This window comes from Pseudomonas sp. ITEM 17296 (assembly GCF_028895205.1).
Classification (GTDB): Bacteria; Pseudomonadota; Gammaproteobacteria; order Pseudomonadales; family Pseudomonadaceae; genus Aquipseudomonas; species Aquipseudomonas kermanshahensis.
In genome coordinates, this window is the sequence record NZ_WJRS01000004.1 from 178,135 (window position 1) to 201,029 (window position 22,895).

Consider the following 22,895-nt stretch of genomic DNA (forward strand, 5'->3'; position numbering starts at 1 on the left):
GAGCGGTAGCGATGTCGCCAGGCGCAGAAAGCCTGGCGATTTTAATCGCATTAATGGCTATGAGCCATTGTTTTTCCTGGCGATATTTCTGATGCTTTTGTAGGAATAATCAGCTTTCCAGCCAGACGTCTCGCGCCCAGTGCCAGACCGACTCCCAGCTTTCCTCGGTGACGATTTCTTCTTCACCGGACCACAGCACTACGGTGCCGTCCTCTTCCACGCAGTAGTAGTTTTCACCGTCCTGGCAGATCGGGATCAGTTCACGCGGAACGCCCACATCCCAGGCATTGGCTGCAATTTCAGGGAGGTATGTGTGCGATTGCGGGTCAGTGACGGTCACTGGTTCCAGCGAGCCGTAGACCACATCACTGACGGTCAGCAGGAACTCCTTGAACACGAAGGGAATGTTGATGAACAGCTGCTCTTCGATTTCTACCAGCTGATCTTCATCGGGAAGCTCCAAAGGTACCGGTACCGGTTCATTGGCTTCACGGAGTTGTTCGATCACTTCTTCCACGGTTCACTTCCTCTTACCTGATGACAACGCTGCGCGTTATACCCTAGTAGCCCACTGTGGCAAAAGCAAAAACCCCGGGACAAGGCCCGGGGTTTTTGTAGTGCGCCTGTCGGTTAGCCGTTTTGACGGATACCGGCGACCAGCCAAGGCTGGTTCTCGCCCTGGGCGCGAACCATGTGCCAGCTTTCGCTGAACACTTCGCCCTGGTCGAAGCGCGAGGTCTTCGACACGCCACGGAAGGTCAGGGTGGCGTCGGTACGGTCGGCGCGGTCGTCTACACCGTCCAGCTGCACTTCGAGGTTGTCGATGTAGGTGGCCTGGAAGCCATCACCCAACTCGGCACGTTCGCGCTTGAGGAACTCGAGCATCTGCGGCGTGACGAACTCGGCGATCTTGTCCATCTCGTTGGCATCCCAGTGCTGCTGCAGCGACTGGAAGTGGCTTTGCGCGGCAGCCAGGAAGCTCTGCTCGTTGAACCAGGCCGGTGCGTTGATCACCGGAGCGGCTGCAGCGGCAGGTGCGGCCGAACCACCGAAGACCGACGGCTGGGCAGGCTGTGCGTGGGCTTCACGCTGGAACGGCGCATGGCCCGGTGCGGCCATTTGCGGCTGCTGCTGGCGGCGACGCGCGGCAATGAAGCGGAACACCAGGAAGGCGATCAGGCCCATGATCAGGAAGTCCATGATCTGCATGCCCTGGAAGCCGTCACCCATGAACATGGAGGCCAACAGGCCACCGGCGGCGAGGCCGGCCAGTGGGCCCAGCCAGCGCGAAGCACCGCTGGCGGCAGCCGGTGCACGGCCTGGCGCGGTCGGCGCGGCGGCAGGCGTGGTTGGCGTGGCCTGACGGGTCTGGTGAATAGGCGCGGAGCCCGAGCTCTTGCCGCCGCCGAACCGCTTGGCGTTGGCGTCCAGGCTCAGCGTCAAGCCGACGCAGAGCGCCAGAGCGATGCTAAGAAAACGTTGCATAAGTGGGATATCCCCTGTTGTGGATTGCACGCGCGTCATGGTGCACAGGTTCCCGGGCACATGACCAGCGACATAATGTTTCGAGCTTTTGCCTGAATGTTACAAGGCGGTGCCTACACCGCCTCGAGCTTGGCGTACCCCAGCATCAGCCACTTGCTGCCTTCGGCAAAATTCACCTGCACACGTGCTTGGGCGCCAGAGCCTTCGAAGTTGAGGATAACCCCTTCGCCGAACACCGCATGCTGCACCCGCTGCCCGAGATTGAAGGCGGTCTGCGGAATGTTGGCATTGGCGAACAGGTTGCTGGTGGTGGCCTTCGCCCCGCCGAACGGGCGGCTGACGCTGTTGGACAGGCGCACTTCCTGGACCAGGCCTGCCGGAATCTCGCGTACGAAACGCGACACCTTGTTGTAGGTCTCGCTGCCATACAGGCGACGTGTCTCGGCGTAGGTCATGACCAGCTGGCGCATGGCGCGGGTAATGCCCACGTAGGCCAGGCGACGTTCCTCTTCAAGGCGGCCAGGCTCTTCCAGGCTCATCTTGTGCGGGAACAGGCCTTCTTCCATGCCCACCAGGAACACGTAGGGGAATTCCAGGCCTTTGGCGCTGTGCAAGGTCATCAGCTGAATGCTGTCTTCATGCTCGTCGGCCTGGGTATCGCCCGCTTCGAGCGACGCGTGGCCAAGGAAGGCGGAGAGCGGCGAGAGGTCGGCGTCTTCGTCGCTGGACTCGAAGTTGCGCGCAGCGCTGACCAGTTCCTCAAGGTTTTCTACCCGTGCCTGGCCCTTTTCACCCTTTTCTTCCTGGTGATAGAGGATCAGGCCGGACTGTTCGATGGTGACCTGGGTCATGGTATGTAGTGGCATGTCCACAACCTTGGCGGCCAAGCCCTCGATCAACTCGATGAACGCCCCCAGGGCGCTGGCGGCGCGGCCCTTGAGGGCTTTGGCGGCGATCAATTGGCACATCGCCTCCCACATCGACAGCTGGCTGTGGCGGGCGTGGTCGCGGATGGCTTCGACGGTTTTTTCGCCGATACCGCGCGGTGGCACGTTGATGACCCGCTCCAGCGCTGCATCATTGCCACGGCCTTCGAGCAGACGCAGGTAGGCCATGGCGTTCTTGATTTCGGCACGTTCGAAGAAGCGCTGGCCGCCGTAGATGCGGTACGGAATGCGTTCGCGCAGCAGGGCTTCTTCCAGCACGCGCGACTGGGCGTTGGAGCGGTACAGAATGGCGATTTCGTTGCGCGCATTGCCTTGCTTGATCAGGCTCTCGATGGTTTCCACCACGTAGCGCGCTTCATCGTGTTCGTTGTAGGCCGCGTACAGGGTCAGCGGTTCGCCTTCGCCCATGTCGGTCCACAGCTCTTTGCCCAGGCGCCCGCTGTTGTTGGCGATCAAGGCGTTGGCTGCCTTGAGGATGCCGCCGGTGGAGCGGTAGTTCTGCTCCAGGCGGATCATCTCGGCGTCGGGGAAGTCGGCTGTGTACTGGTGAATGTTTTCGATCTTGGCACCGCGCCAGCCGTAGATCGACTGGTCGTCGTCACCCACCGCCATCAGGCTGTCGCCACCGCGCGCGAGCAGGCGCAACCAGGCGTACTGCACGGCGTTGGTGTCTTGGAACTCGTCCACCAGCACATGGCGGAAGCGCCGCTGGTAATGCTCCAGCAGGCCAGGGTGATCGCGCCACAGGTCCAGGGCACGTAGCAGCAGCTCGGAGAAGTCGATGACCCCGGCGCGCTCACAGGCCTGTTCGTAGGCGGTGTAGACGTCGCGCATGGTCGACAGGAACAGGTCACCGCCGGGCTGGATATGCTGGGGGCGCAGGCCTTCGTCTTTCTGCCCGTTGATGAACCACTGCGCCTGGCGTGCTGGCCACTTCTGCTCATCGAGGCCAAGCTCGCGCATCACCCGCTTGACCAGGCGCTGCTGGTCATCGCTGTCGAGAATCTGGAAGTTCTGCACCAGCCGGGCTTCCTGCCAGTGCGCGCGCAGCAGGCGATGGGCCAGGCCGTGGAAGGTGCCGACCCACATGCCCGCCGGGTTTATCCCCAGCAACTGCTCGATCCGCTGGCGCATTTCTGCCGCGGCCTTGTTGGTGAAGGTCACCGACAAGATCGAGTGCGGCGAGGCCTGCTCGACCTGGATCAGCCAGGCGATGCGGTGCACCAGCACGCGGGTTTTACCGGAACCGGCGCCGGCAAGCACCAGTTGACGCCCGAGCGAGGCGGCTACGGCCTGGCGTTGGGCGTCATTGAGGGAGTTCAGCAGGAGGGAGAGGTCATCTGTGCGCATCGGGCCATTCTAGGGCGAGGCAAGGGATGGGGCAAACGTCTACTGTATAAATGTTCACCCTGCAGGCCCACCGTTCATCCGAGCGCCCGAGCAAGGGCCTGCCTTAAAGGCAGGCCGGGTGCTCAGTAGGTCACCATGATCTCGCTGATGCTGGTGATCAGGGCGCCATCGTGAAAGATGTCTACCTTGGGGATGTTGCTGTGGTCGCCTGGCATGTTGAAGCTCACCGGCTTTTGCGTGACCACCTGTGGATAAATGCCTTGGTCGGTTTCGAGCGTCAATTCAAGTGCCAGCGCGAAGGACTTGTCTTGCATCTTGCGCAGGCTCAGGGTCGGGTGGATACCGGGGTGGCCAACCATGACGCTGCCGGATACGCGAAATGCGGTAGCGCCAGGCATGTTGTCCATTTGGGCTACCCAGCCTTTGGTGTCGAGGGTCATGTTTCTGTTCTCCGAAGTTGCGCGACGACGTGCCGCGTGAGCACAGGGTCATGCACCCACGAACATCATCGCAGCCAGAAACAGTTCAGCTGTGCCAATGCCTGCCCTGGTGCGCCAGCAGGCTGTTGGCCTGCTCAGGCCCGTTACTGCCTGCTGCGTAGGGGCGTGGGGCCTGGAAGTGCTCCTCCCAGCCCTTGATGATCGGGTCGATCCAGGCCCAGGCCGCTTCGACCTCATCGCGGCGCATGAACAGCGTCGAATCACCCTCCAAAATGTCCAGCAACAGGCGTTCATAGGCGTCCCAGCGGCGCGTCTGGCCAAATACCTGAGCCAGGTTCAGGTCCAGGTCGACCGGCTCCAGGCGCATGCCCTTGCCAGGGCTCTTGGTCATCATGCGCAAGCTGATACGTTCTTCAGGCTGCAGCTGGATCAGCAGCTGGTTGACCTGGCCGCCGTTGAACAGCTCGTGGGGCACTGGCTTGAACTGGATGACGATCTGCGACGAGCGCCGCGCCATGCGTTTGCCGGTGCGCAGGTAAAAGGGCACGCCGGCCCAGCGCCAGTTGTCGATGTGGGCCTGCACGGCAACGAAGGTCTCGGTGTCGCTGTCGTTGTCCACGTCTTTTTCGAAGTAGTACGCCGGCACTTCCTGCCCGCCGATGCGCCCGGCGCCATATTGGCCGCGTACGGTGGTGTCCTGTACGTCCTGGCCGGTGATCGGCTTCAGGGCACGTAGAATCTTCACTTTCTCGTCCCGCACCGCCTCGGCCTCGAACTGCGCCGGCGGCTCCATGGCCACCAGGCACAGCAACTGCAGCAGGTGGTTTTGCAGCATGTCGCGGGTTGCGCCGGCGCGGTCGTAGTAGCCGCCGCGGTTCTCTACACCCAGGGTTTCACAGACGCTGATCTGCACATGGTCGACCTGGCTGTTGCGCCAGACCGGCTCCAGCAGGGCGTTGGCGAAACGCAGGGCCATCAGGTTCTGCACGGTCTCCTTGCCCAGGTAGTGGTCGATGCGGAACACCTGGGCTTCCTCGAACACCGCGCCAATCGCTTCATTGATGGCCGTGGCGGACGCGTGTGAATGGCCGATCGGTTTTTCCAGCACGATACGGGCCTCGGGGTCGGCCAGGCCGGCGATGCGCAGGTGGTTGGCGATGGGCACGAACAGGTTGGGGGCGGTGGCCAGGTAGAAGATCCGCGTCAGCCCGCCGGGCTCGCCGAGGTAGCGTGCCAGGCGGCCGAAGTCGGCGCTTTGCGCAGCGTCCATGGCGAAGTAGTCGAGCCGGGCGGAGAACCGCTGCCAGACCTCCTCGTCGAAGTCATTACGGGCAATCTGCGCCCGGCAATGGCGCTCGGCGAGTTTCAGGTAGTCGTTACGTGGCAGGTTGCGCCGCGCCAGGGCGATGATCCGCACGGCGTTGTTCAGGCGAGCCTCGCGAAACAGGTGATAGAGCGCTGGAAGCAGTTTGTGCAGGGCCAGATCGCCGGTACCACCGAAGACCAGAATGTCGCAAGGAATAGTCAAACCACCACTCTCCACGTTCGTTTAACTGGGCGGGTTGGCGCCCATGTAGTATAACTACAAGAAAGCTACATCCCGGCCAGCCGATCATAACCGAGTCCAGCCCGTGAATCTGTTGCAACATATCGCCCAATCGCGCCACCTGCTGCGCAAATCGGAACTGAAAGTGGCCGACCACGTGCTGCTAGACCCGGCTGCCGTCATGCACAGCTCGATGGCCGATTTGGCGCACAACGTGGGTATCAGTGAACCGACCATCGTGCGTTTCTGCCGGGCGATAGGTTGTTCAGGTTTCCAGGACCTCAAGTTGAAGCTGGCGCAGAGCCTGGCCGCCGGGGCCAGTTTTGGCCAGTTCGCGATCCATGAAGATGATTCGGTCGCCGATTACAGCCTGAAGATCTTCGACACTACCTTGCACACGCTGATGGAAGTGCGCGAGCACCTCGACCCGCAGGCGCTGCAGCAGGCCGTGAGCGCGATGGCGCAGGCGCAGCGTGTGGAGTTCTACGGTTTTGGCGCGTCCGGCGCGGTGGCTGCCGATGCCCAGCACAAATTCTTCCGCCTGCTGCTCAGTGCCGCCGCCTATTCCGACCCGCACATGCAGGCCATGTCGGCGGTCACCTTGAAGCCAGGCGATGTAGCAGTGTGCATTTCCCAGTCGGGCCGTTCCAAAGACCTGCTGATCACCGCCAACCTGGTGCGTGAAAGTGGCGCCAACCTGATCACCCTGTGCCCGAGCGCAACCCCGTTGGCGGAGCTTTCCACCGTTAACTTGGCGATCGACGTGCATGAAGACACCGAGATCTACACCCCGCTGACCTCCCGCATTGCGCACCTGGTGGTGATCGATGTGCTGGCCATGGGCGTTGCCATGGCGCGTGGGCCGAGCCTGGTCAACCACCTCAAGAGCGTGAAGCGCAGTTTGCGCAGCCTGCGGTTGTCGCCCAAGTCGATCAAGGCTACCGACGACTGACCCTCGCGATCATCTGCACGGCCCTTTGTAGGAGCAGCCTTGCGCTGCGAAGAGGCCGGTGTAAACGCCATGAATCTTCGCTGCTATCAATGGCCTCTTCGCAGCACAAGGCTGCTCCTACAGCGGGCGCAAGGCCCAGCGATGAAGCCCGCGAAAATTCATGGTTTTGTAACCTCCCCACCGCAAAACCGTAAACCGCCAGCGCCAGTCTGAAACTCCCGCATCCTAACTGGGAGACAGGCAATGGCTCGTGACTTCGACGGTACGTACCAACCCAACGCCAAGGCTCGCAAGCAGCAGGAAAAGGATCAGCGCCGCATGGAGTATCGCCGCGCGATCGAAAGCTACTGCGACCAGCGTCAATTGCTTCGTGACTTGGCCGACTACCCTGAGCTACAAGCGCTCACGGTGTGGCAGGCGTCGGCAGCGACTTCCCCGAAAAACGCTCCACAATTGCGCTGATAAGCACGCGTTCGCTGCGGATGAACGCTAAAAATGCCAGGGCCACCGGTGACTGCCGCTTGGCCTTGGCCTGTACCACGCACCAGCTTCGGTACAGCGGCAGTTCCTCCACCGGTAATTCTTTCAGCACCCCCGTTGCCAGCTCCATGTTCAACGCATGGCGGGTCAGCAGGGCGATGCCCAAGCCTGCAATCACACACTCGCGCTGGGCATCGGCCGAGGCCACTTCGAGGGTCTGGGTGAAGTGCACACGCTTGTCCTTGAAGTACTCCTCGCACGCCTTGCGGGTGCCCGAGCCTTGTTCGCGGACCAGCAGGGTATGAGGCTCAAGGTCTTGCAGGCGCAGGTGCTCGAGCTTGCACAGCGGATGGTCCGGCGGGGCCACGGCGACGATCGGGTTGTTCAAGAACGGCAGAAACTCCAGGCCCATGTCCTGCGGCACCATGGACATGATGATCAGGTCGTCACGGTTGTCCGAAAGGCGCCGGATCGCCTGGGCGCGGTTGACCACCGTGAGCGTCAGGTTGACCTCCGGGTGTCGTTGCTTGAAGGCGGCGAACAGGTGTGGCACGAAGTACTTGGCACTGGACTCGATCGCCAGCTTCAGCTGCCCTTGCAGTGAGCCCTGCATGTCAGACAGTTGCATGTCGAGGCTCTCTAGCCTGCCGAAGATGTCGCGGCTGGCGCGCTGCAACGCTTCGGCCGCTTCAGTCAGGTAGAGCTTCTTGCCGACGTACTCGAATAGGGGCTGGCCGATCAGTTCTTCAAGCTGGCGGATCTGTAGACTAACGGCGGGTTGTGTGAGCGCCATCTCCTCGGCCGCGCGGCTGTACGAGCGCAAATCGCACACTTCGTTGAAGATCTGTAACTGACGTAAAGTCATACGCATCAAGGACTTACGCATTTTTCTCCAGGCTCCGGCAAAACCTTGTTACGGCACTATAAGCTTTTGCTAATACTGCCCCTAACAAATATTGATTTTTGTTTATCGACCTACAGCGCTAGGGTGAATGTGCGACTGGCCAGCAACGTCTGGTCACGCGCCGACCGGTAGAACCGGCTCGACTGTTCCTACGGCTTTGGGAAGACTCCAGTGATAAAAAAAATCCTGATCGCCAACCGAGGTGAAATCGCAGTTCGGATCGTGCGTGCCTGCGCCGAGATGGGCATTCGCTCGGTAGCGATCTATTCCGACGCCGACCGTCATGCGCTGCACGTGAAGCGCGCTGACGAGGCCCACAGCATCGGTGCCGAGCCGCTGGCCGGTTACCTGAACCCGCGCAAGCTGGTGAACCTCGCTGTCGAAACCGGTTGTGATGCCCTGCACCCGGGTTACGGTTTCTTGTCGGAAAACGCTGAACTGGCAGAGATCTGCGCCGAGCGCGGGATCAAGTTCATCGGCCCGGCTGCCGAAGTCATTCGCCGCATGGGCGACAAGACCGAAGCGCGCCGCACCATGATCAAGGCCGGCGTCCCGGTCACACCGGGCACCGAAGGCAACGTTGCCGATATCCATGAAGCCCTGAGCGAAGGTGACCGCATCGGTTATCCGGTGATGCTCAAGGCCACCTCCGGCGGTGGCGGCCGCGGTATTCGCCGTTGCAACAGCCGTGAAGAGCTGGAGCAGAACTTCCCCCGGGTGATTTCCGAGGCTACCAAGGCCTTCGGTTCGGCGGAAGTGTTCCTGGAAAAGTGCATCGTCAACCCCAAGCACATCGAGGCGCAGATTCTCGGTGACAGCTTCGGCAACGTGGTGCACCTGTTCGAGCGCGACTGCTCCATCCAGCGCCGCAACCAGAAGCTCATCGAGATCGCCCCAAGCCCACAGCTCACCCCCGAGCAGCGCGCCTACATCGGCGACCTGGCGGTGCGTGCAGCCAAGGCTGTGAATTACGAAAACGCCGGTACCGTGGAGTTCTTGCTCGCCGATGGCGAGGTGTACTTCATGGAAATGAACACCCGGGTGCAGGTGGAGCACACCATCACCGAGGAAATCACCGGCATCGACGTCGTGCGTGAGCAGATCCGCATCGCGTCGGGCCTGCCGCTGTCGGTCAAGCAGGAAGACATCCAGCACCGCGGCTACGCGCTGCAGTTCCGGATCAACGCCGAAGACCCGAAAAACAACTTCCTGCCCAGCTTTGGCAAGATCACTCGTTACTACGCACCCGGCGGCCCAGGCGTGCGCACCGACACGGCCATCTACACCGGCTACACCATTCCGCCGTTCTACGACTCCATGTGCCTGAAACTGGTGGTCTGGGCATTGACCTGGGAAGAAGCCATGGACCGCGGCCTGCGGGCCCTGGACGACATGCGCGTGCAAGGGGTGAAAACCACTGCGGCGTATTACCAGGAAATCCTGCGCAACCCGGAATTCCGTAGCGGCCAGTTCAACACCAGCTTCGTCGAAAGCCACCCTGAACTGACCAACTACTCGATCAAGCGCAAACCCGAAGAGCTGGCCCTGGCCATCGCCGCCGCCATCGCCGCCCACGCAGGCCTGTGAGGAACCTAATAATGTCCAAGAAAATCCACGTAACCGACACGATCCTGCGCGACGCCCACCAGTCCCTGCTGGCCACCCGCATGCGTACCGAAGACATGCTGCCGATCTGCGAAAAGCTCGATAAAGTCGGCTACTGGTCGCTGGAAGTCTGGGGCGGTGCCACTTTCGACGCCTGTGTGCGCTTCCTCAAGGAAGACCCGTGGGAGCGCCTGCGCAAGCTGCGCGCCGCGCTGCCCAACACCCGCCTGCAAATGCTGCTGCGCGGCCAGAACCTGCTGGGCTACCGCCACTACAGCGATGACGTGGTCAAAGCCTTTGTCGCCAAGGCCGCCGTCAACGGCATCGATGTGTTTCGCATCTTCGACGCCATGAACGATGTGCGTAACCTGCGCGTGGCCATCGAAGCGGTCAAGGCCGCCGGCAAGCACGCCCAGGGCACCATCGCCTACACCACCAGCCCGGTGCACACCATCGAAGCCTTCGTGAACCAGGCCAAGCAGATGGAAGCCATGGGTTGCGACTCGGTGGCGATCAAGGACATGGCCGGCCTGCTGACCCCGTTTGCCACGGGCGAGCTGGTCAAGGCACTGAAGGCCGAGCAGTCGCTGCCGGTGTTCATCCACTCCCACGACACCGCTGGCCTGGCTGCCATGTGCCAGCTCAAGGCTGTGGAAAACGGTGCCGACCACATCGACACCGCAATCTCCAGCTTCGCCTGGGGCACCAGCCACCCAGGCACCGAGTCGATGGTCGCGGCGCTCAAGGGCAGCGAGTTCGACACAGGCCTGGACCTGGAGCTGCTGCAGGAAATCGGCCTGTACTTCTACGCCGTGCGCAAGAAGTACCACCAGTTCGAAAGCGAGTTCACCGCGGTGGACACCCGCGTGCAGGTCAACCAGGTGCCGGGCGGCATGATTTCCAACTTGGCCAACCAGCTCAAGGAGCAGGGCGCCCTCAACCGCATGAACGAAGTGCTGGCGGAAATCCCGCGGGTGCGTGAAGACCTCGGCTTCCCTCCGCTGGTGACCCCGACTTCGCAGATTGTCGGTACCCAGGCGTTCTTCAACGTGCTGGCCGGCGAGCGCTACAAGACCATCACCAACGAGGTGAAGCTGTACCTGCAAGGCGGTTACGGCAAGGCCCCGGGCGTGGTCAACGAGCAACTGCGCCGCCAGGCCATTGGCAGCGAAGAAGTGATCGACGTGCGCCCGGCCGACCTGCTCAAGCCAGAAATGACCAAGCTGCGTAACGACATCGGCGCCCTGGCGCGTTGCGAAGAAGACGTGCTGACCTTCGCCATGTTCCCGGACATCGGCCGCAAGTTCCTCGAAGAGCGTGAAGCCGGCACCCTGACCCCAGAAGCCCTGTTGCCGATCCCGGAAGCCGGCGCCATTGCCGCACCTGGCGGCGAAGGCGTGCCGACCGAGTTCGTCATCGACGTGCACGGCGAAACCTACCGTGTGGACATCACCGGTGTGGGCGTCAAGGCAGAGGGCAAGCGTCACTTCTACCTGTCGATCGACGGCATGCCGGAAGAAGTGGTGTTCGAGCCGCTCAACGAGTTCGTCGGCGGCGGCGGCAGCAAGCGCAAGCAGGCCACCGACCCCGGCCATGTCAGCACCACCATGCCTGGCAACATCGTCGATGTACTGGTCAAGGAAGGCGACATGGTCAAGGCCGGCCAGGCGGTGCTGATCACCGAAGCCATGAAGATGGAGACCGAAGTGCAGGCTGCGATCGCCGGCAAAGTCGTGGCCATCCACGTGGCCAAGGGCGACCGCGTGACCCCGGGCGAGATCCTGATCGAGATCGAAGGTTGATAGAAACCTTTATCTAAAAAGCGGTTTACCTCTGGGGAGCGGATGCTCCCCTTTTTTATGCATTAAATTGCATATTTTGGACGGTAGTCGTCGAAAATATGCATTTTAATGCATAAATAATGGGTTTCTGGCCGTCAAATATGCACTATATTGCAGGTGTTGCTGCCTGTCGGCCTTGGTCATGTACTCGATAACGCTACAAATCTACGCTGATTGCGCTTGGCAAGATGCGATGACGCTCTCTTTCGCTCAGCCGGAACAGGGCTTCGTCGGCCCTTGCTCAATTGCCTATGAATCGTCCTACATCAGGGCCAACCTTGATGCTTACCAGAGCCAGTTCGCGAAAGCGGTAAGTGCTCGCTTGCCTGTGGATTTCGATAGTTTTTCGCTCTCCGAAGCCCCTGCATTCATCCATGACATCGCGCCTTCGGGGGCTGCGAAGCGATTTCTGCTGGCGCATATGGGGCGAGAGAAACCGGAGGGCCTGAGTGACGACATGTTCCTGCTAGCCAGAAGCACACCAGCTCCAATAGGTAACCTGCGGGTCAAGGAGTCGATGGCGCACCTCGACACGCGTGAGCCGATGGGGTTCAGCAGGCAGGATGTAGTCAGTCGTGACCAGCAATTTCTCGAGTACGCGTATGAGCAGGGCGCGGCAATAGGCGGAGCGACCGGCGCGGGGGGAGAGGCGCCCAAACTGTTGATGACAGAAGGCCAAGACGGTCTGCTGTACCCAGATGCTGCCCTTGAGGATGCACAGGCCAGACGACATTGGTTCATCAAATTCGCTCGCAACCAAGCCCTTAAAAATGATCAGGAAATACTCAGGGCCGAGTACCTGTATTACCGGGCATTGCACACGCTGGGTATCGAGACGGTGGCCACCGACGAAATGGCCTTGGAAGAGGGTGAGAAACCCAGCCTCTGGATGCGCAGGTTCGACCGCAAAGTGGCTGAACATGGCGTAGAGCGACTTGCCGTGGAGTCTATCTATTCGTTGGCCGGCATCACCCTGCCCGGTAGCCGGCTGGACCACCGGGACGTGCTGATGGGCTTGGTACGGCTCTGGAAAGAGGCCGGTCAAGAGCAGCAGGTAAATGACCTGATTGCCGAGTACCTGCGCCGAGACCTGATCAACAAGATACTGGGCAACTCGGACAATCATGGGCGCAACATGGCCGTCATTCGCGATGATGACAGGTTGCGGTTGGCGCCGATCTACGATTTGGCGCCCATGGTGTTGGATGCCGAAGGTGTCACCCGCACGACCAAATGGTCATCCGATATTGAGCGTGCTGGAGAGGTCGACTGGCGCAGGGCGTGTGAGAGCCTGTCGCCATTGATCAGTCCTGAGCAGGCGTTCGAACAATTGCGTCAGGATGCTGCTCTGCTGTTGGCACTTCCGGATCTGCTCCGCGACTCTGGCTTGCCGGAGGTGGTGATGAATCATCCTGCTGTTGCGCTAAGACAACTCGAGCAGCGTTTTAGAGGGTGGGGCCTGCTATGACACTGACACCCGAGCAACGGGCCAAAGTCATTGATGATGTTCAGCAATGGATCGCCGACGGTACGTGGGACATGGGTACGGCGGTACGTCATTTGCGCGTGACAGTGGCAGGCCTTCAACAGTCCCAGTTTGCTCGCATGTGCAAGGTATCGTTGCGCACCCTTATCCAGATCGAGGGGGGCGAGGGCAACCCTACTCTCAAATCAATGAATGCCGTACTACGCCCGTTTGGTCTTCAGGTAGGCGTGGTCAGACGCCAGCGTCAGGTCATCTGACGCCGGCTTTCAGTGCTGATAGCCCTTGCCAAAATGCCGCTCCAGCTTGGCCTGCACCAGTTCCAGCAAAATCGACAGCACCCAGTAGATCACCGCTGCGGTCGTCAGCATCTCCAGGTAGCGGTAGCTGGAACGGCCATAGGACTGGGCCAGGAACATCACTTCCCACACGCCCATCACCGAAATCAGCGACGAGTCCTTGAGCATCGAAATGAACTGGTTGGCGCTTGGCGGGATGATGGTGCGCATGGCCTGGGGCAGGGTGACGTGCCAGAAGATCTGCGCAGGGCCGAGGCCTAGCGCCATCGCCGCCTGGCGTTGCCCGGGGGCCACGCCAAGAATGCCGGCTCGGAAGATTTCGCTGAGGTAGGCGCCATAGTTCAGCGACAGGGCGATGATGCCGGCACTGATAGCCCCAGGCACCACACCGAGCTGCGGCAAGCCCAGGTAGATCAGCAGGATCTGGATCAGCAGCGGTGTGCCACGGAAAAACGACGTGTAGAAGCTGGCGATGCCCAGCAGCACTGCGCTGCTCGACAGGCGTGCCAGCGCTGCAGCGAAGCCCAGTGCCACGGAAACGACGATGGAGCACACGCACAGGAACAGGGTCAGCGCCGCGCCCTGCAAGAAGCCGTTCGGCCCCAGCTTGAACCCCGCCAGATACGGGAATTTCTCGACAATGATCGAAAACTTGAGGTCAAAGCTCAGGAAAAACGCGGCAAACAGCACAAACAGCCCAACCCAGGTCAGGTATAGGCGTGTGCGGAATCCGAACAGTCCAGCGCCCGAGGCTTTGGCAGTCGGGCGAGGGGCAGGTTGATGAGCACTCATTTACTGATATCGGCGCCGATCCATTTCTGGGACAGCTTGGCCAAGGTACCGTCGGCCTTGAGCTCGGCGAAAACTTGGCGCAGCTTGGCATCCCACTCCGGGTCGCCTTTTTCGATGGCCACCGAGTTGGGTTCTTCATAAAGCGGCGCGCCGGCCAGTTTGAAGCGTTTGTCCTGGTCGAGGCGGGGCTGGGCGGTGACCAGGTTGGTCAGGATCGCGTCCAAGCGCACGCCGGCACCCAGGCCCAGGTCCTGGAAGGCGACGTTGTCGGTGTCGTAGGGGGCGATTTGCACCATTTCGAAGGGGTAATCGATTTTTTTGTCTTCGTTGCCTTCGATGACCAGGTTCTTGTTCAGGTAGCTCTCGTAGCTGGATGCGCTGGTCAAGCCGACCTTGCGGCCATCCAGGTCCTTGGCCGAATGAATGCGATCGTCCTTGGCGTTGACCACGATCACGGCGGGCGAGGCGTAGTACTCGACCGGGAAATCAAACACCTCGGCGCGCGCCTTGCTTGGCGTCATGGAGCAGATGCAAAGGTCGTAGCGGCCACTCCAGCGGCCCGCGGCAATCACATCCCAGGACGGCGTTTCCAGGCGCAGCTTGACGCCCAGTTTTTCGGCGACGGCCTTGGCCACATCCACGTCAAAACCATCGAGCTGGTTCTGCGCGTTCAGGAACGAGAACGGCGGATAGCTTTCCATCAGCACGTTGACCATTTCCTTGCGCGATTCCACTCGCTCCAACGTGGCGCCTGCGAAGGCTTGAGTGGTGGCACACAGGGCGATGAGGCCGGTGCCGAGCAAGGTAAGCAAGCGCATGGAAGTACCTGAAAAAGTTGTTGGACAATCGGTGCTGGGTATTTAATAGTTATAACAAGTTGCACACTAATGAATTTTATTCATAAACATATAAGTGATAGTCATATGGGCGAACGATCGCTGGTAATTCTGGATGGCGGTATGGGGCGAGAGCTGCAGCGTCGTGGTGCGCCGTTTCGGCAGCCCGAGTGGTCAGCGCTGGCCTTGAGCGAAGCACCTGAGGCGGTGCTGGCGGTGCATGCGGCGTATATCGAGGCCGGGGCTCAGGTCATCACCAGCAACAGCTATGCGGTAGTGCCCTTCCATATTGGTGAAGAGCGGTTCGCCCAGGAAGGGCGCACATTGGCTGCAACGGCGGGGCAATTGGCCCGTGCGGCAGCCGATGCGGCTGCCGCGCCGGTACGCGTTGCCGGTTCGCTGCCGCCGTTGTTCGGCTCTTATCGCCCGGACCTGTATCAGCCCGAGCGCGTCGCCGAAGTGCTGACCCCCCTGCTGGCCGGCCTGTCGCCCTACGTGGACCTGTGGCTGGCAGAAACCCAGAGCTCGATCGAAGAAGTTCGGGCCATCGGCGCGCAATTGCCACAGGACGGCAGGCCGTTCTGGGTATCGTTCACGCTGCAGGACGAAGGTGACATCGACGTGCCGCGGCTGCGTTCCGGACAAACGGTCGCCGACGCGGCCGAAGCGATTGCCGGGCTGGGTGTCAGTACGCTGTTGTTCAACTGCAGCCAGCCTGAGGTGATTGGCGCGGCGCTGGACGTGGCGCGCGAGACCTTCGAGCGCCTGGGCGTGGACATCGCCATCGGCGCCTACGCCAATGCCTTCCCGCCACAGCCCAAGGACGCCACCGCCAACGATGGCCTCGATGAGCTGCGTGAAGACCTTGACCCACCGGGCTACCTGAGCTGGGCCAGCAACTGGCGGCAACGCGGCGCGAGCCTGCTCGGCGGTTGCTGTGGGATTGGCCCGGAGCACATTTCGGCGCTCAAGGCCAACCTGGCCTGATCACCCGTTGCGGCAGGCTTCCAGCGTCCTGGCTTGCCCCTCAGGGCGCTGGTTGTCGGCACTCAACCAGCGCTCGAACCCTGCCGCCACCTGTGGCCATTCATCATCGGTAATCGAGTACCACGCGGTGTCGCGGTTGTGGTCTTTGACCACCAGGTGCTTGCGGAAAACCCCTTCGTAGACAAAGCCAAACCGTTCTGCCGCGCGCTTGGAGCGGGCATTGGCGTTGTTGCACTTCCACTCAAGCCTGCGGTTGCCCAGCTCGAACGCCCGCTTGCCCAACAGGTACACCGCTTCGGTGCCCTTGGGCGTGCGCTGCATGGCGGCGCCGAAGGCGATGTGGCCGATCTCAATGCGGCCATGGTCGGGCACGATCGACATCAGGCTGAGAATGCCCTGAGCCTGGCCGGTGGGGCGGTCGATGACGGTATAGAACAACGGGTCGGTGCTGGCGGCATGGCCCTGCAGCCAGCGGTCGAAGGCGCTGCGTTCCGGGAATGGGCCATAGGGCAGGTAATCCCACAGGACCGGGTCGGCATTCGGGCCTTGCAGTACGTCCCAGAGGTCGTCGCCGTGGCGCGCCGAGTCGAGTTTTTCCAGGCGGATGAAGCGGCCCTCGATGGGCCCTGCCGTGGGCGCGGTGGCGGGTTTCCAGTTCAGTGCGTCAGTCATGTCGTGCCTACAGCCCTTTGCGGAATTGAATGAAGCCCGGCCGCTCGGCGACCTGTTGGTACAGGCTGATGGCGGTGGCGTTGGTCTCGTGGGTCAGCCAGTGCACCTTAGCGCAGCCGGCAGCCTTGGCAGTGGCATAGACATGCTCGATCAGTTGGCGGCCGATGCCCAGGCCGCGCTGCGTGTTATCCACATAAAGGTCCTGCAGGTAGCACGAATTTTCGATGCTCCAGTTGGAACGATGATAGATCCAGTTGACCATTCCTACGGCGTTGCCATCGACCCAGGCCAGGGCCGAGTGGGTGGGCTCGTTGGGGTCGAGCAGGCGCTGCCAGGTGTTGGCGCTGACCGCTTCGGCCAATTCGGTCTCATAGAAGCGCAAGTAAGCCTGCCACAGGGCAAGCCAGGCTGCATGGTCGTTGGCGCTGACGGGGCGCAGAGTGACGCTGGGCATGGGCTTTTCCTTCAGAGTTGGCGCATGTGCGCCGCCAGTTGGTTGTCAGGGTAGTCGGCACTGCCGCTCAGGCCTTCACGCACGCCTGCGATGTCCTCGGCCGAACGGTTTTGGCTGAGCTTGCGGGCGCCTTGCAGGCGGGCGATCGGCAGGCGTATGCCGACAATGGCGCGCAGCATGCCGTTGAGGTAGTCGCTGGGGGCGTCGGAGACCTTCCAGGGTTCACTGCGGCCCTGCTCGTGACGGTCGGTCAGGCGGCTGACGATTTGCAGCAGGGGCGCGGCTTCGTGGATCAATTCAACAGGGCCGTAGGCGTGCACCGCCAGGTAGTTCCAGGTCGGTACCACCTTGGGGTTCTCGGCCTTGCTGGGGTAGTAGCTGGGGCTGACATATGCGTCAGCGCCGGGGAACACCAGCAGCGCTTCAGTGCCTTGCTCCAGGTCTTTCCACTGAGCGTTGGCCCGCGCCAGGTGCGCGTAGACCGTGCCGAACTCGCCTTGCTCGGGGTCGATCAACACCGGCAGGTGGGTGGCCAGCAGCCCGTGTTCGCCGTGGCTGATAAGCACGGCAAGGCGAGTATCGGCCATATGCTGGTGCAGGCGCTCGAGGTCGTGTTCCTGGTGGGGCTTGCTGTTGTACATGGTGGGTTCCTTGTCGAATGGCTCCATCCTAGGCAGGCTATTGGTTCTGTGTAAGATCCATTTATGGCTGATTTGACAGGTCCAATACGGTGAACAAGCGTCCCCTCATCTTGCCCTTCGACCCCGCTGGCATCGTGCTGGACCGCCAGCGAGGGCTCAGCCAGCAGCTTTACCAGGCCTTGCGTGCACGGGTGCTGGATGGGCGCTTGAGCAGCGGTACGCGGTTACCGGCCAGCCGTGACTTGGCAGCAATCCTCGCGCTGTCGCGCAACAGTGTGGTGCGTGCCTACGACCAGTTGTATGCCGAAGGGTATATCGAGAGCCGGGTGGGGGACGGCACCTATGTCACCCAGCTCGATAAACTATCCACACAACTATCCACAGGGTTATCCCTAGGGTTATCAACAGGTTTATCCACATTTTCCTCAGAAAAGACTGAGGATTTATCCAGCTGTGAGCGCACCAGCGAGCCTTTGGAGCGTCTGAAAAGTAACCATTTGCCGCCTCCCAGAAGTGGCGCGCCGCGCGCATTCCGGGTGGGGATTCCGGCCTTCGATCTGTTCCCGTTTGACGTCTGGGCCAAGCTGCAAGCGGGTTTCTGGCGTAACCCGGACCCTGCGCAGCTGGGCTACGGTGAACCGGCAGGCGAGCTGCAGCTGCGTGAGCTGATTGCTACCTATCTGCGTCGTTCGCGCGGCTTATCGTGCACGGCTGAACAAATTGTGATCACCAGTGGTGCACAGCAGGCCATCAGCCTTTGTGCACAGTTGCTGTTGCAGCCTGGCGAGGGGGTGGCTGTGGAAAACCCGGGCTACCGGGCCGCCGGGCATACTTTCGCCGTGGCGGGTGGCAGGGTGATGGGCGTGCCAGTGGATGACGAGGGTATGGATTGCCAGCGGCTGATGCAGCTGGCGGACTGCCGCCTGGCCTATGTGACGCCAGCCCACCAGTACCCGACCGGGGTGACCATGAGCCTGGCACGGCGCCTGGCATTGCTGGCCTGGGCCGAGCGCAGCGATGGCTGGATCATCGAAGACGATTACGACGGCGAGTACCGCTACAGCGGTGCGCCATTGGCACCGCTGGCGGCATTGGACCGGCAGGGGCGGGTGCTGTACATCGGCACGTTCGGCAAGATTGCCTTCCCCGCGCTACGCCTGGGCTACCTGGTGCTGCCTGGGCGCCTGGTGCAGGCCTTCAGCCAGGGGCGGGCGTTGGCCATGCGGCATTCGGAGGTCAGTAGCCAGTGCGTGATGGCCGAGTTCATGGCCCAAGGGCATTTCCAGCGGCACATCCGGCGTATGCGCCGGGCGGCGCTGAGCCGGCGCAACGTGCTCAAGGCGGGTTGGCCTGTGGATGTTCCAGGCTTGGGCGCCATGCCGGAAGTGGCGGCGGGGCTGCACGTAAAGGTGGATGTGGATAACTTTGCGCGGGAACAAGCGTTGGTCGCCAAGGCTGAAGGGGTTGGCGTTGAGGTGAATCCGCTGAGTAGTTACTGGTTGGATGACAGCGAGGTGCCTGTGGATAAGCGGGCAGGGTTGGTGCTGGGGTTTGCGGCTGTGCCGGAAGGCGACATCGCCAATGCACTGATGCGATTGCGCAGTGCCTGGCGAAAGTGAACGGGGCCGCTGTGCGGCCCAATCGACACCCTTTGCGCCAAGCCATACCCCGGTAGGAGCAGCCTTGTGCTGCGAAGAGGCCGGTAAAGGCAGCGAAGATGCTGCTGGGTTTACTGGCCTCTTCGCAGCGCAAGGCTGCTCCTACAGCGATGTGGGCTGTGGCCTACATACCATCTAGGTGCCGGACTTGATGCGCGTCCAGGCCCTGGTGCGCGCGCGCTCGGCGTCGCGTGGCAACGGCTTGAGGGTGTACAGCTTGGCCATCGCTTCCGCCGTCGGGTAAAGGTTGGGGTTATTGCGAATCGCCGGGTTCACCTTCTCGGTGGCGTCCTTGTTCGGGTTCGGATAGCCGACAAAATCACTGATCGGCGCAATCACCTCCGGGCGCAGCAGGTAGTTGATGAAGGTGTGGGCGTCTTCGGCGTTGGCGGCATTTTTCGGAATGGCCAGCATATCGAACCAGATCGGCGCACCTTCCTTGGGCAGGCGCATGTCGACCACCACGCCATTCTTCGCATCGCGGGCCCGGTTGGCGGCCTGCGAGAAGCTGCCGCTGTAGCCCACCGCCACGCAGATGTCGCCGTTGGCGATGTCGGCCATGTACTTGGAGGAATGGAAGTACGTGACGTGCGGGCGAATCTTCAGCAGCAGCTCTTCGGCCTTCTTGTAGTCGGCCGGCTTGTCGCTGTTGGGCGGCAAGCCCAGGTATTGCAAGGCCAGTGGCAAGATCTCCGAGGGCGAATCGAGCAAGGCAACGCCGCACTGCTTGAGCTTGGCGATGTTCTCTTCCTTGAAGATCAGGTCCCAGCTGTCCACAGGCGCGTTCTCACCCAGCGCAGCCTTGACCTTGGCCGGGTTGAAGCCGATCAGCACGGTGCCGTACATGTAGGGCACGGCAAACTTGTTGCCGGGGTCGTTGGCCTCGATCAGCTTCATCAGTGCCGGGTCCAGGTGTTGCCAGTTCGGCAGCTTGCTGCGGTCCAGTGGCTGGAACACGCCAGCCTCGATCTGCTTGGCAAGGAACACGTTGGACGGCACCACCACGTCATACCCGGAGTTGCCGGTCAGCAGCTTGGCTTCCAGTGCCTCGTTGGTGTCGAAAATGTCGTAGATCAGCTTTACGCCGCTGTCTTTCTGGAAGTCGACCAAGGTCTGCGGGGTGATGTAATCGAACCAGTTGTAGACCCGCAGGGTGCGCTGTTCGGCCTGGGCCTGCAGGGCGCCGGTGAACAGGGTGGCAGCGATGATTGGGGCGAGCAGACGCTTGAGTCGGGCCATTATCGGGCTCCTGGCTGGGCGCGCTGGAAACCTTCCAGCACATTGACCGCGTTGATGCCGATTTCTTCCACAGCGTAGCCGCCTTCCATCACGAACAGGGTCGGCTTGCCGAGCTGGGCGATGCGTTTGCCCATTTCCAGGTAGTCAGGGCTGTCCAGCTTGAACTGGGAGATTGGGTCGTCCTTGAAGGTGTCCACCCCGAGCGAGATCACCAGCACATCGGCGTCGTAGGCAGCGATGCGCTGGCACGCGTCTTCCAGCGCTGCGCTCCAGGCGGCCCAGTCACTGCCGGCCGGCAACGGGTAGTTGATGTTGCAGCCTTCACCTGCGCCTTCGCCCGTTTCGTCGGCATAGCCGAGGAAGAACGGGAATTCGTCCTGCGGGTCGCCGTGGATCGAGGCGAAGAACACATCGCTGCGGCTGTAGAAGATGTCTTGGGTGCCATTGCCGTGGTGATAGTCGACGTCGAGGATGGCGACTTTGGCACGGCCTTGGTCCAGGAAGGCCTGGGCAGCGATGGCAGCGTTGTTCAGGTAGCAGTAACCGCCCATGACTTCGCCGGCGGCATGGTGCCCCGGTGGGCGGCACAGGGCGAACGCCGCATGGGCGCCTTGCTGGATGGCGGCCTGGGCCGTGAGCGCGACCTGGGCGGCACTGTAGGCGGCTTGCCAGGTACCGGCGGTAATCGGCGCGCCGGCGTCGAAGCTGTAGTAGCCAAGCTCGCCATGCAGGCCGGTGGGTTTAACCTGGCGCAGGGTGCGGGCTGGCCAGGTGAAAGGCAGCAGGTCGCCTTCGTGGCCCAACGCGGCCCAGCGCGCCCAAGCGCCTTCGAAAAAGTCCAGGTAGTCGGCGCTGTGGACGCGCAGTAGCGGCGCGCGGCCGAAGTCGTCCGGCCCCTGCACGTCGCCCAGCTGGCGCTTGTTCACTTGATCGAGCACATGGTCGGCGCGCGAAGGCATTTCGAAGCAGGGCATCAGCTTGCCGTCGATCAGCTCGCAGCGGCCGTGGTGCAGGCGGTGGTCATCGGAATAGATCGTCAGCATTGTTGTTCTCCGGTTGGACTGGCGTGGGCCCATTTTCAGGGGCAGCCCGGTAGCGGAGAACGACGCAAACGGCCAAAAGGGGATCGATGTGGCCAAGGTCGCTGGCCGGGTTAATGTGCCGGCCTTTTCGCGGGCAAGCCCGCTCCCACAGGATTGGGGGAACCCTTGATGCTTTACAGTACCTGTGGGAGCGGGCTTGCCCGCGAAGAGGCCCGCCCAGGTCAACCGCGAAAGTGGCTGGGCGCCACGCCACTCCAGCGCTGGAACGCATGGCGGAAGCTGGCCGTTTCGCTGAACCCCAAGGTTTCGGCAATCCGGTAGATCGGCATCTGTTCATCGGCCAACAACTGCTTGGCCCGCTCGAAACGCAGCTCATCGAGCAGCTGTTGATAACTGCTGCCCAGCGCCTGCAGGTGCCGACGCAAGGTCCGCGATGAGCAGTTCATCTGCCGCGCCAAACCCTCAAGCCCGGGCGCTGCGTCCAGTTGTTGGGCCAGCAGCTGGCGTATCTTGCCCAGCCAGGCCTGACGCCCTGTGAACTCGAGGTTCAGGCGTCGGCAGCGCTCGCTCATGGCTTTGTGGGTAATGGGGTCGGCCAACGGTAGCGGCGTATCCAGCCAGCGCCGCTCGAAGGCAAACGCGTTGTCCTCGGCTGCGAAGCCGATCGGGCATTGGAAGGCACGGGTATAAAGGCTGTGGTAGCCCGGCCGGGCATGCTCGAAGCGGCTGCCGAGCAGTGGCAGGGGCCGGCCCAGCAAGTCGTCGCAGATCACTTTCAGCGAGACCAGGCAGAACTCTGCATTGAAAGCGGTCAGCGCCGGGCTGTCGCGGTAATCGCTGGCGCTGAGCCAGACACGCTGGCCGTCGTCGATCAGGCGCAGCTGGAAGACTGTTCCCAGCAGTGCCGGAAAGCGCAGCGCCAGGCGCAAGGCGTCACCCAAAGTGGCACTGGAGAGCAGGGCGTAACCGAGCATGCCATAGCACGACACGTGCATGCGCTGGCCCAGCTCCAGGCCGATGTCTTCGCGCCGGGCGACGGCATTGGCACACACCTGCAGCTCTTGCTGGGTGGTGATGCGCGCGTCTGCATGCCCCAGGTCCGCCGGGCCGATGCCGCTGCCGGCGAGCAAGGCCGAAGCCTCGCAACCCTCAGCCTGAAAGACGTTGAGGATCAGCGAAACCGCGTTGAGGGTGGTCAGGTGGCTGTGCAGCATGCTCGGTATCCCGTTGGTTGGGATGCA

22 protein-coding genes are annotated in these 22,895 nt (G+C 61.8%); 8 read left to right on the forward strand and 14 right to left on the reverse strand.

Going from position 1 to position 22,895, the window contains the following annotated elements; all coding sequences use genetic code 11:
• Positions 1 to 109: 109 nt before the first annotated feature.
• The 5 genes from GIB19_RS06825 to zwf form a co-directional block, all read right to left on the reverse strand.
• Positions 110 to 517, reverse strand: coding sequence for an SMI1/KNR4 family protein (locus tag GIB19_RS06825; protein WP_099430830.1), 408 nt, complete (start codon positions 515 to 517; stop codon positions 110 to 112).
• A 113-nt stretch (positions 518 to 630) separates the two neighbouring features.
• Positions 631 to 1,485 (reverse strand): Tim44 domain-containing protein, encoded by an 855-nt coding sequence (locus tag GIB19_RS06830; protein WP_027592098.1) that lies wholly within the window; start codon positions 1,483 to 1,485, stop codon positions 631 to 633.
• 113 nt (positions 1,486 to 1,598) lie between these two features.
• Positions 1,599 to 3,782, reverse strand: a complete 2,184-nt coding sequence (gene uvrD / locus GIB19_RS06835) for a DNA helicase II (protein WP_099430829.1) — start codon at positions 3,780 to 3,782, stop codon at positions 1,599 to 1,601.
• 122 nt (positions 3,783 to 3,904) lie between these two features.
• Positions 3,905 to 4,222 (reverse strand): hypothetical protein, encoded by a 318-nt coding sequence (locus GIB19_RS06840; protein ID WP_186679338.1) that lies wholly within the window; start codon positions 4,220 to 4,222, stop codon positions 3,905 to 3,907.
• A gap of 85 nt (positions 4,223 to 4,307) precedes the next feature.
• Positions 4,308 to 5,750 carry a glucose-6-phosphate dehydrogenase gene (gene zwf, locus GIB19_RS06845; protein WP_027592101.1) on the reverse strand — a complete coding sequence of 481 codons (1,443 nt, stop codon included), beginning with the start codon at positions 5,748 to 5,750 and terminating at the stop codon, positions 4,308 to 4,310.
• Between the two features lie 103 nt (positions 5,751 to 5,853).
• On the opposite strand from zwf, the gene hexR reads away from it, so the two are divergent.
• Both hexR and GIB19_RS06855 read left to right on the forward strand, forming a co-directional pair.
• On the forward strand, positions 5,854 to 6,720 hold the full coding sequence (gene hexR, locus GIB19_RS06850; protein WP_027592102.1) for a transcriptional regulator HexR: 867 nt from the start codon (positions 5,854 to 5,856) through the stop codon (positions 6,718 to 6,720).
• 243 nt (positions 6,721 to 6,963) lie between these two features.
• The gene (locus GIB19_RS06855; RefSeq protein ID WP_081717438.1) at positions 6,964 to 7,182 is read left to right on the forward strand and encodes a PA3496 family putative envelope integrity protein; all 219 of its coding nucleotides are present in this window, start codon (positions 6,964 to 6,966) and stop codon (positions 7,180 to 7,182) included.
• On the opposite strand, the gene GIB19_RS06860 is transcribed toward GIB19_RS06855, so the two are convergent.
• A complete protein-coding gene (locus GIB19_RS06860) occupies positions 7,124 to 8,086 on the reverse strand; it encodes a LysR family transcriptional regulator (RefSeq protein WP_027592103.1) in 963 nt (320 codons plus the stop codon). The genes GIB19_RS06855 and GIB19_RS06860 overlap by 59 nt on opposite strands.
• Positions 8,087 to 8,275: 189 nt before the next feature.
• Between GIB19_RS06860 and GIB19_RS06865 the strand changes: the two genes are divergently transcribed.
• The 4 genes from GIB19_RS06865 to GIB19_RS06880 all read left to right on the forward strand — a co-directional run bounded on the left by GIB19_RS06865 (position 8,276) and on the right by GIB19_RS06880 (position 13,293).
• Complete coding sequence (locus GIB19_RS06865) at positions 8,276 to 9,691, forward strand: acetyl-CoA carboxylase biotin carboxylase subunit (protein WP_099430828.1); 1,416 nt, start codon at positions 8,276 to 8,278, stop codon at positions 9,689 to 9,691.
• A gap of 11 nt (positions 9,692 to 9,702) precedes the next feature.
• Entirely contained in the window at positions 9,703 to 11,511 is a 1,809-nt protein-coding gene (gene oadA, locus GIB19_RS06870; RefSeq protein ID WP_027592105.1) for a sodium-extruding oxaloacetate decarboxylase subunit alpha, read from the forward strand.
• A 181-nt stretch (positions 11,512 to 11,692) separates the two neighbouring features.
• Positions 11,693 to 13,018: a type II toxin-antitoxin system HipA family toxin gene (locus tag GIB19_RS06875; RefSeq protein WP_274884821.1), complete on the forward strand. Its 1,326-nt coding sequence runs from the start codon at positions 11,693 to 11,695 to the stop codon at positions 13,016 to 13,018.
• Positions 13,015 to 13,293 carry a helix-turn-helix transcriptional regulator gene (locus GIB19_RS06880; protein WP_027592107.1) on the forward strand — a complete coding sequence of 93 codons (279 nt, stop codon included), beginning with the start codon at positions 13,015 to 13,017 and terminating at the stop codon, positions 13,291 to 13,293. Before GIB19_RS06875 ends, GIB19_RS06880 begins: the two co-directional genes overlap by 4 nt.
• Positions 13,294 to 13,302: 9 nt before the next feature.
• Here GIB19_RS06880 and GIB19_RS06885 read toward each other — a convergent pair whose 3' ends face one another.
• Positions 13,303 to 14,124, reverse strand: coding sequence for an amino acid ABC transporter permease (locus tag GIB19_RS06885; protein ID WP_027592108.1), 822 nt, complete (start codon positions 14,122 to 14,124; stop codon positions 13,303 to 13,305).
• On the reverse strand, positions 14,121 to 14,942 hold the full coding sequence (locus GIB19_RS06890; RefSeq protein ID WP_265969812.1) for an ABC transporter substrate-binding protein: 822 nt from the start codon (positions 14,940 to 14,942) through the stop codon (positions 14,121 to 14,123). Before GIB19_RS06890 ends, GIB19_RS06885 begins: the two co-directional genes overlap by 4 nt.
• Positions 14,943 to 15,047: 105 nt before the next feature.
• Here GIB19_RS06890 and GIB19_RS06895 point away from each other — a divergent pair, with 105 nt between their 5' ends.
• Positions 15,048 to 15,947: a homocysteine S-methyltransferase family protein gene (locus tag GIB19_RS06895; protein WP_172960397.1), complete on the forward strand. Its 900-nt coding sequence runs from the start codon at positions 15,048 to 15,050 to the stop codon at positions 15,945 to 15,947.
• On the opposite strand, the gene GIB19_RS06900 is transcribed toward GIB19_RS06895, so the two are convergent.
• The 3 genes from GIB19_RS06900 to GIB19_RS06910 are packed head-to-tail and all read right to left on the reverse strand — an operon-like array spanning position 15,948 to position 17,714.
• Positions 15,948 to 16,619: a GNAT family N-acetyltransferase gene (locus GIB19_RS06900; RefSeq protein WP_099430824.1), complete on the reverse strand. Its 672-nt coding sequence runs from the start codon at positions 16,617 to 16,619 to the stop codon at positions 15,948 to 15,950.
• A gap of 7 nt (positions 16,620 to 16,626) precedes the next feature.
• The gene (locus GIB19_RS06905) at positions 16,627 to 17,073 is read right to left on the reverse strand and encodes a GNAT family N-acetyltransferase (RefSeq protein WP_099430823.1); all 447 of its coding nucleotides are present in this window, start codon (positions 17,071 to 17,073) and stop codon (positions 16,627 to 16,629) included.
• Positions 17,074 to 17,084: 11 nt separating this feature from the next.
• Entirely contained in the window at positions 17,085 to 17,714 is a 630-nt protein-coding gene (locus tag GIB19_RS06910) for an FMN-binding negative transcriptional regulator (RefSeq protein ID WP_099430822.1), read from the reverse strand.
• An 89-nt stretch (positions 17,715 to 17,803) separates the two neighbouring features.
• On the opposite strand from GIB19_RS06910, the gene pdxR reads away from it, so the two are divergent.
• Positions 17,804 to 19,333: a MocR-like pyridoxine biosynthesis transcription factor PdxR gene (pdxR, locus tag GIB19_RS06915; RefSeq protein ID WP_099430821.1), complete on the forward strand. Its 1,530-nt coding sequence runs from the start codon at positions 17,804 to 17,806 to the stop codon at positions 19,331 to 19,333.
• A gap of 174 nt (positions 19,334 to 19,507) precedes the next feature.
• Here pdxR and GIB19_RS06920 read toward each other — a convergent pair whose 3' ends face one another.
• The 3 genes from GIB19_RS06920 to GIB19_RS06930 form a co-directional block, all read right to left on the reverse strand.
• Positions 19,508 to 20,611: an extracellular solute-binding protein gene (locus GIB19_RS06920; RefSeq protein WP_099430820.1), complete on the reverse strand. Its 1,104-nt coding sequence runs from the start codon at positions 20,609 to 20,611 to the stop codon at positions 19,508 to 19,510.
• A complete protein-coding gene (locus GIB19_RS06925; RefSeq protein ID WP_099430819.1) occupies positions 20,611 to 21,654 on the reverse strand; it encodes a histone deacetylase family protein in 1,044 nt (347 codons plus the stop codon). The genes GIB19_RS06920 and GIB19_RS06925 overlap by 1 nt, the downstream gene beginning before the upstream one ends.
• A 221-nt stretch (positions 21,655 to 21,875) precedes the next feature.
• Positions 21,876 to 22,868, reverse strand: coding sequence for an AraC family transcriptional regulator (locus tag GIB19_RS06930; protein ID WP_099430818.1), 993 nt, complete (start codon positions 22,866 to 22,868; stop codon positions 21,876 to 21,878).
• Between the last annotated feature and the right edge of the window lie 27 nt (positions 22,869 to 22,895).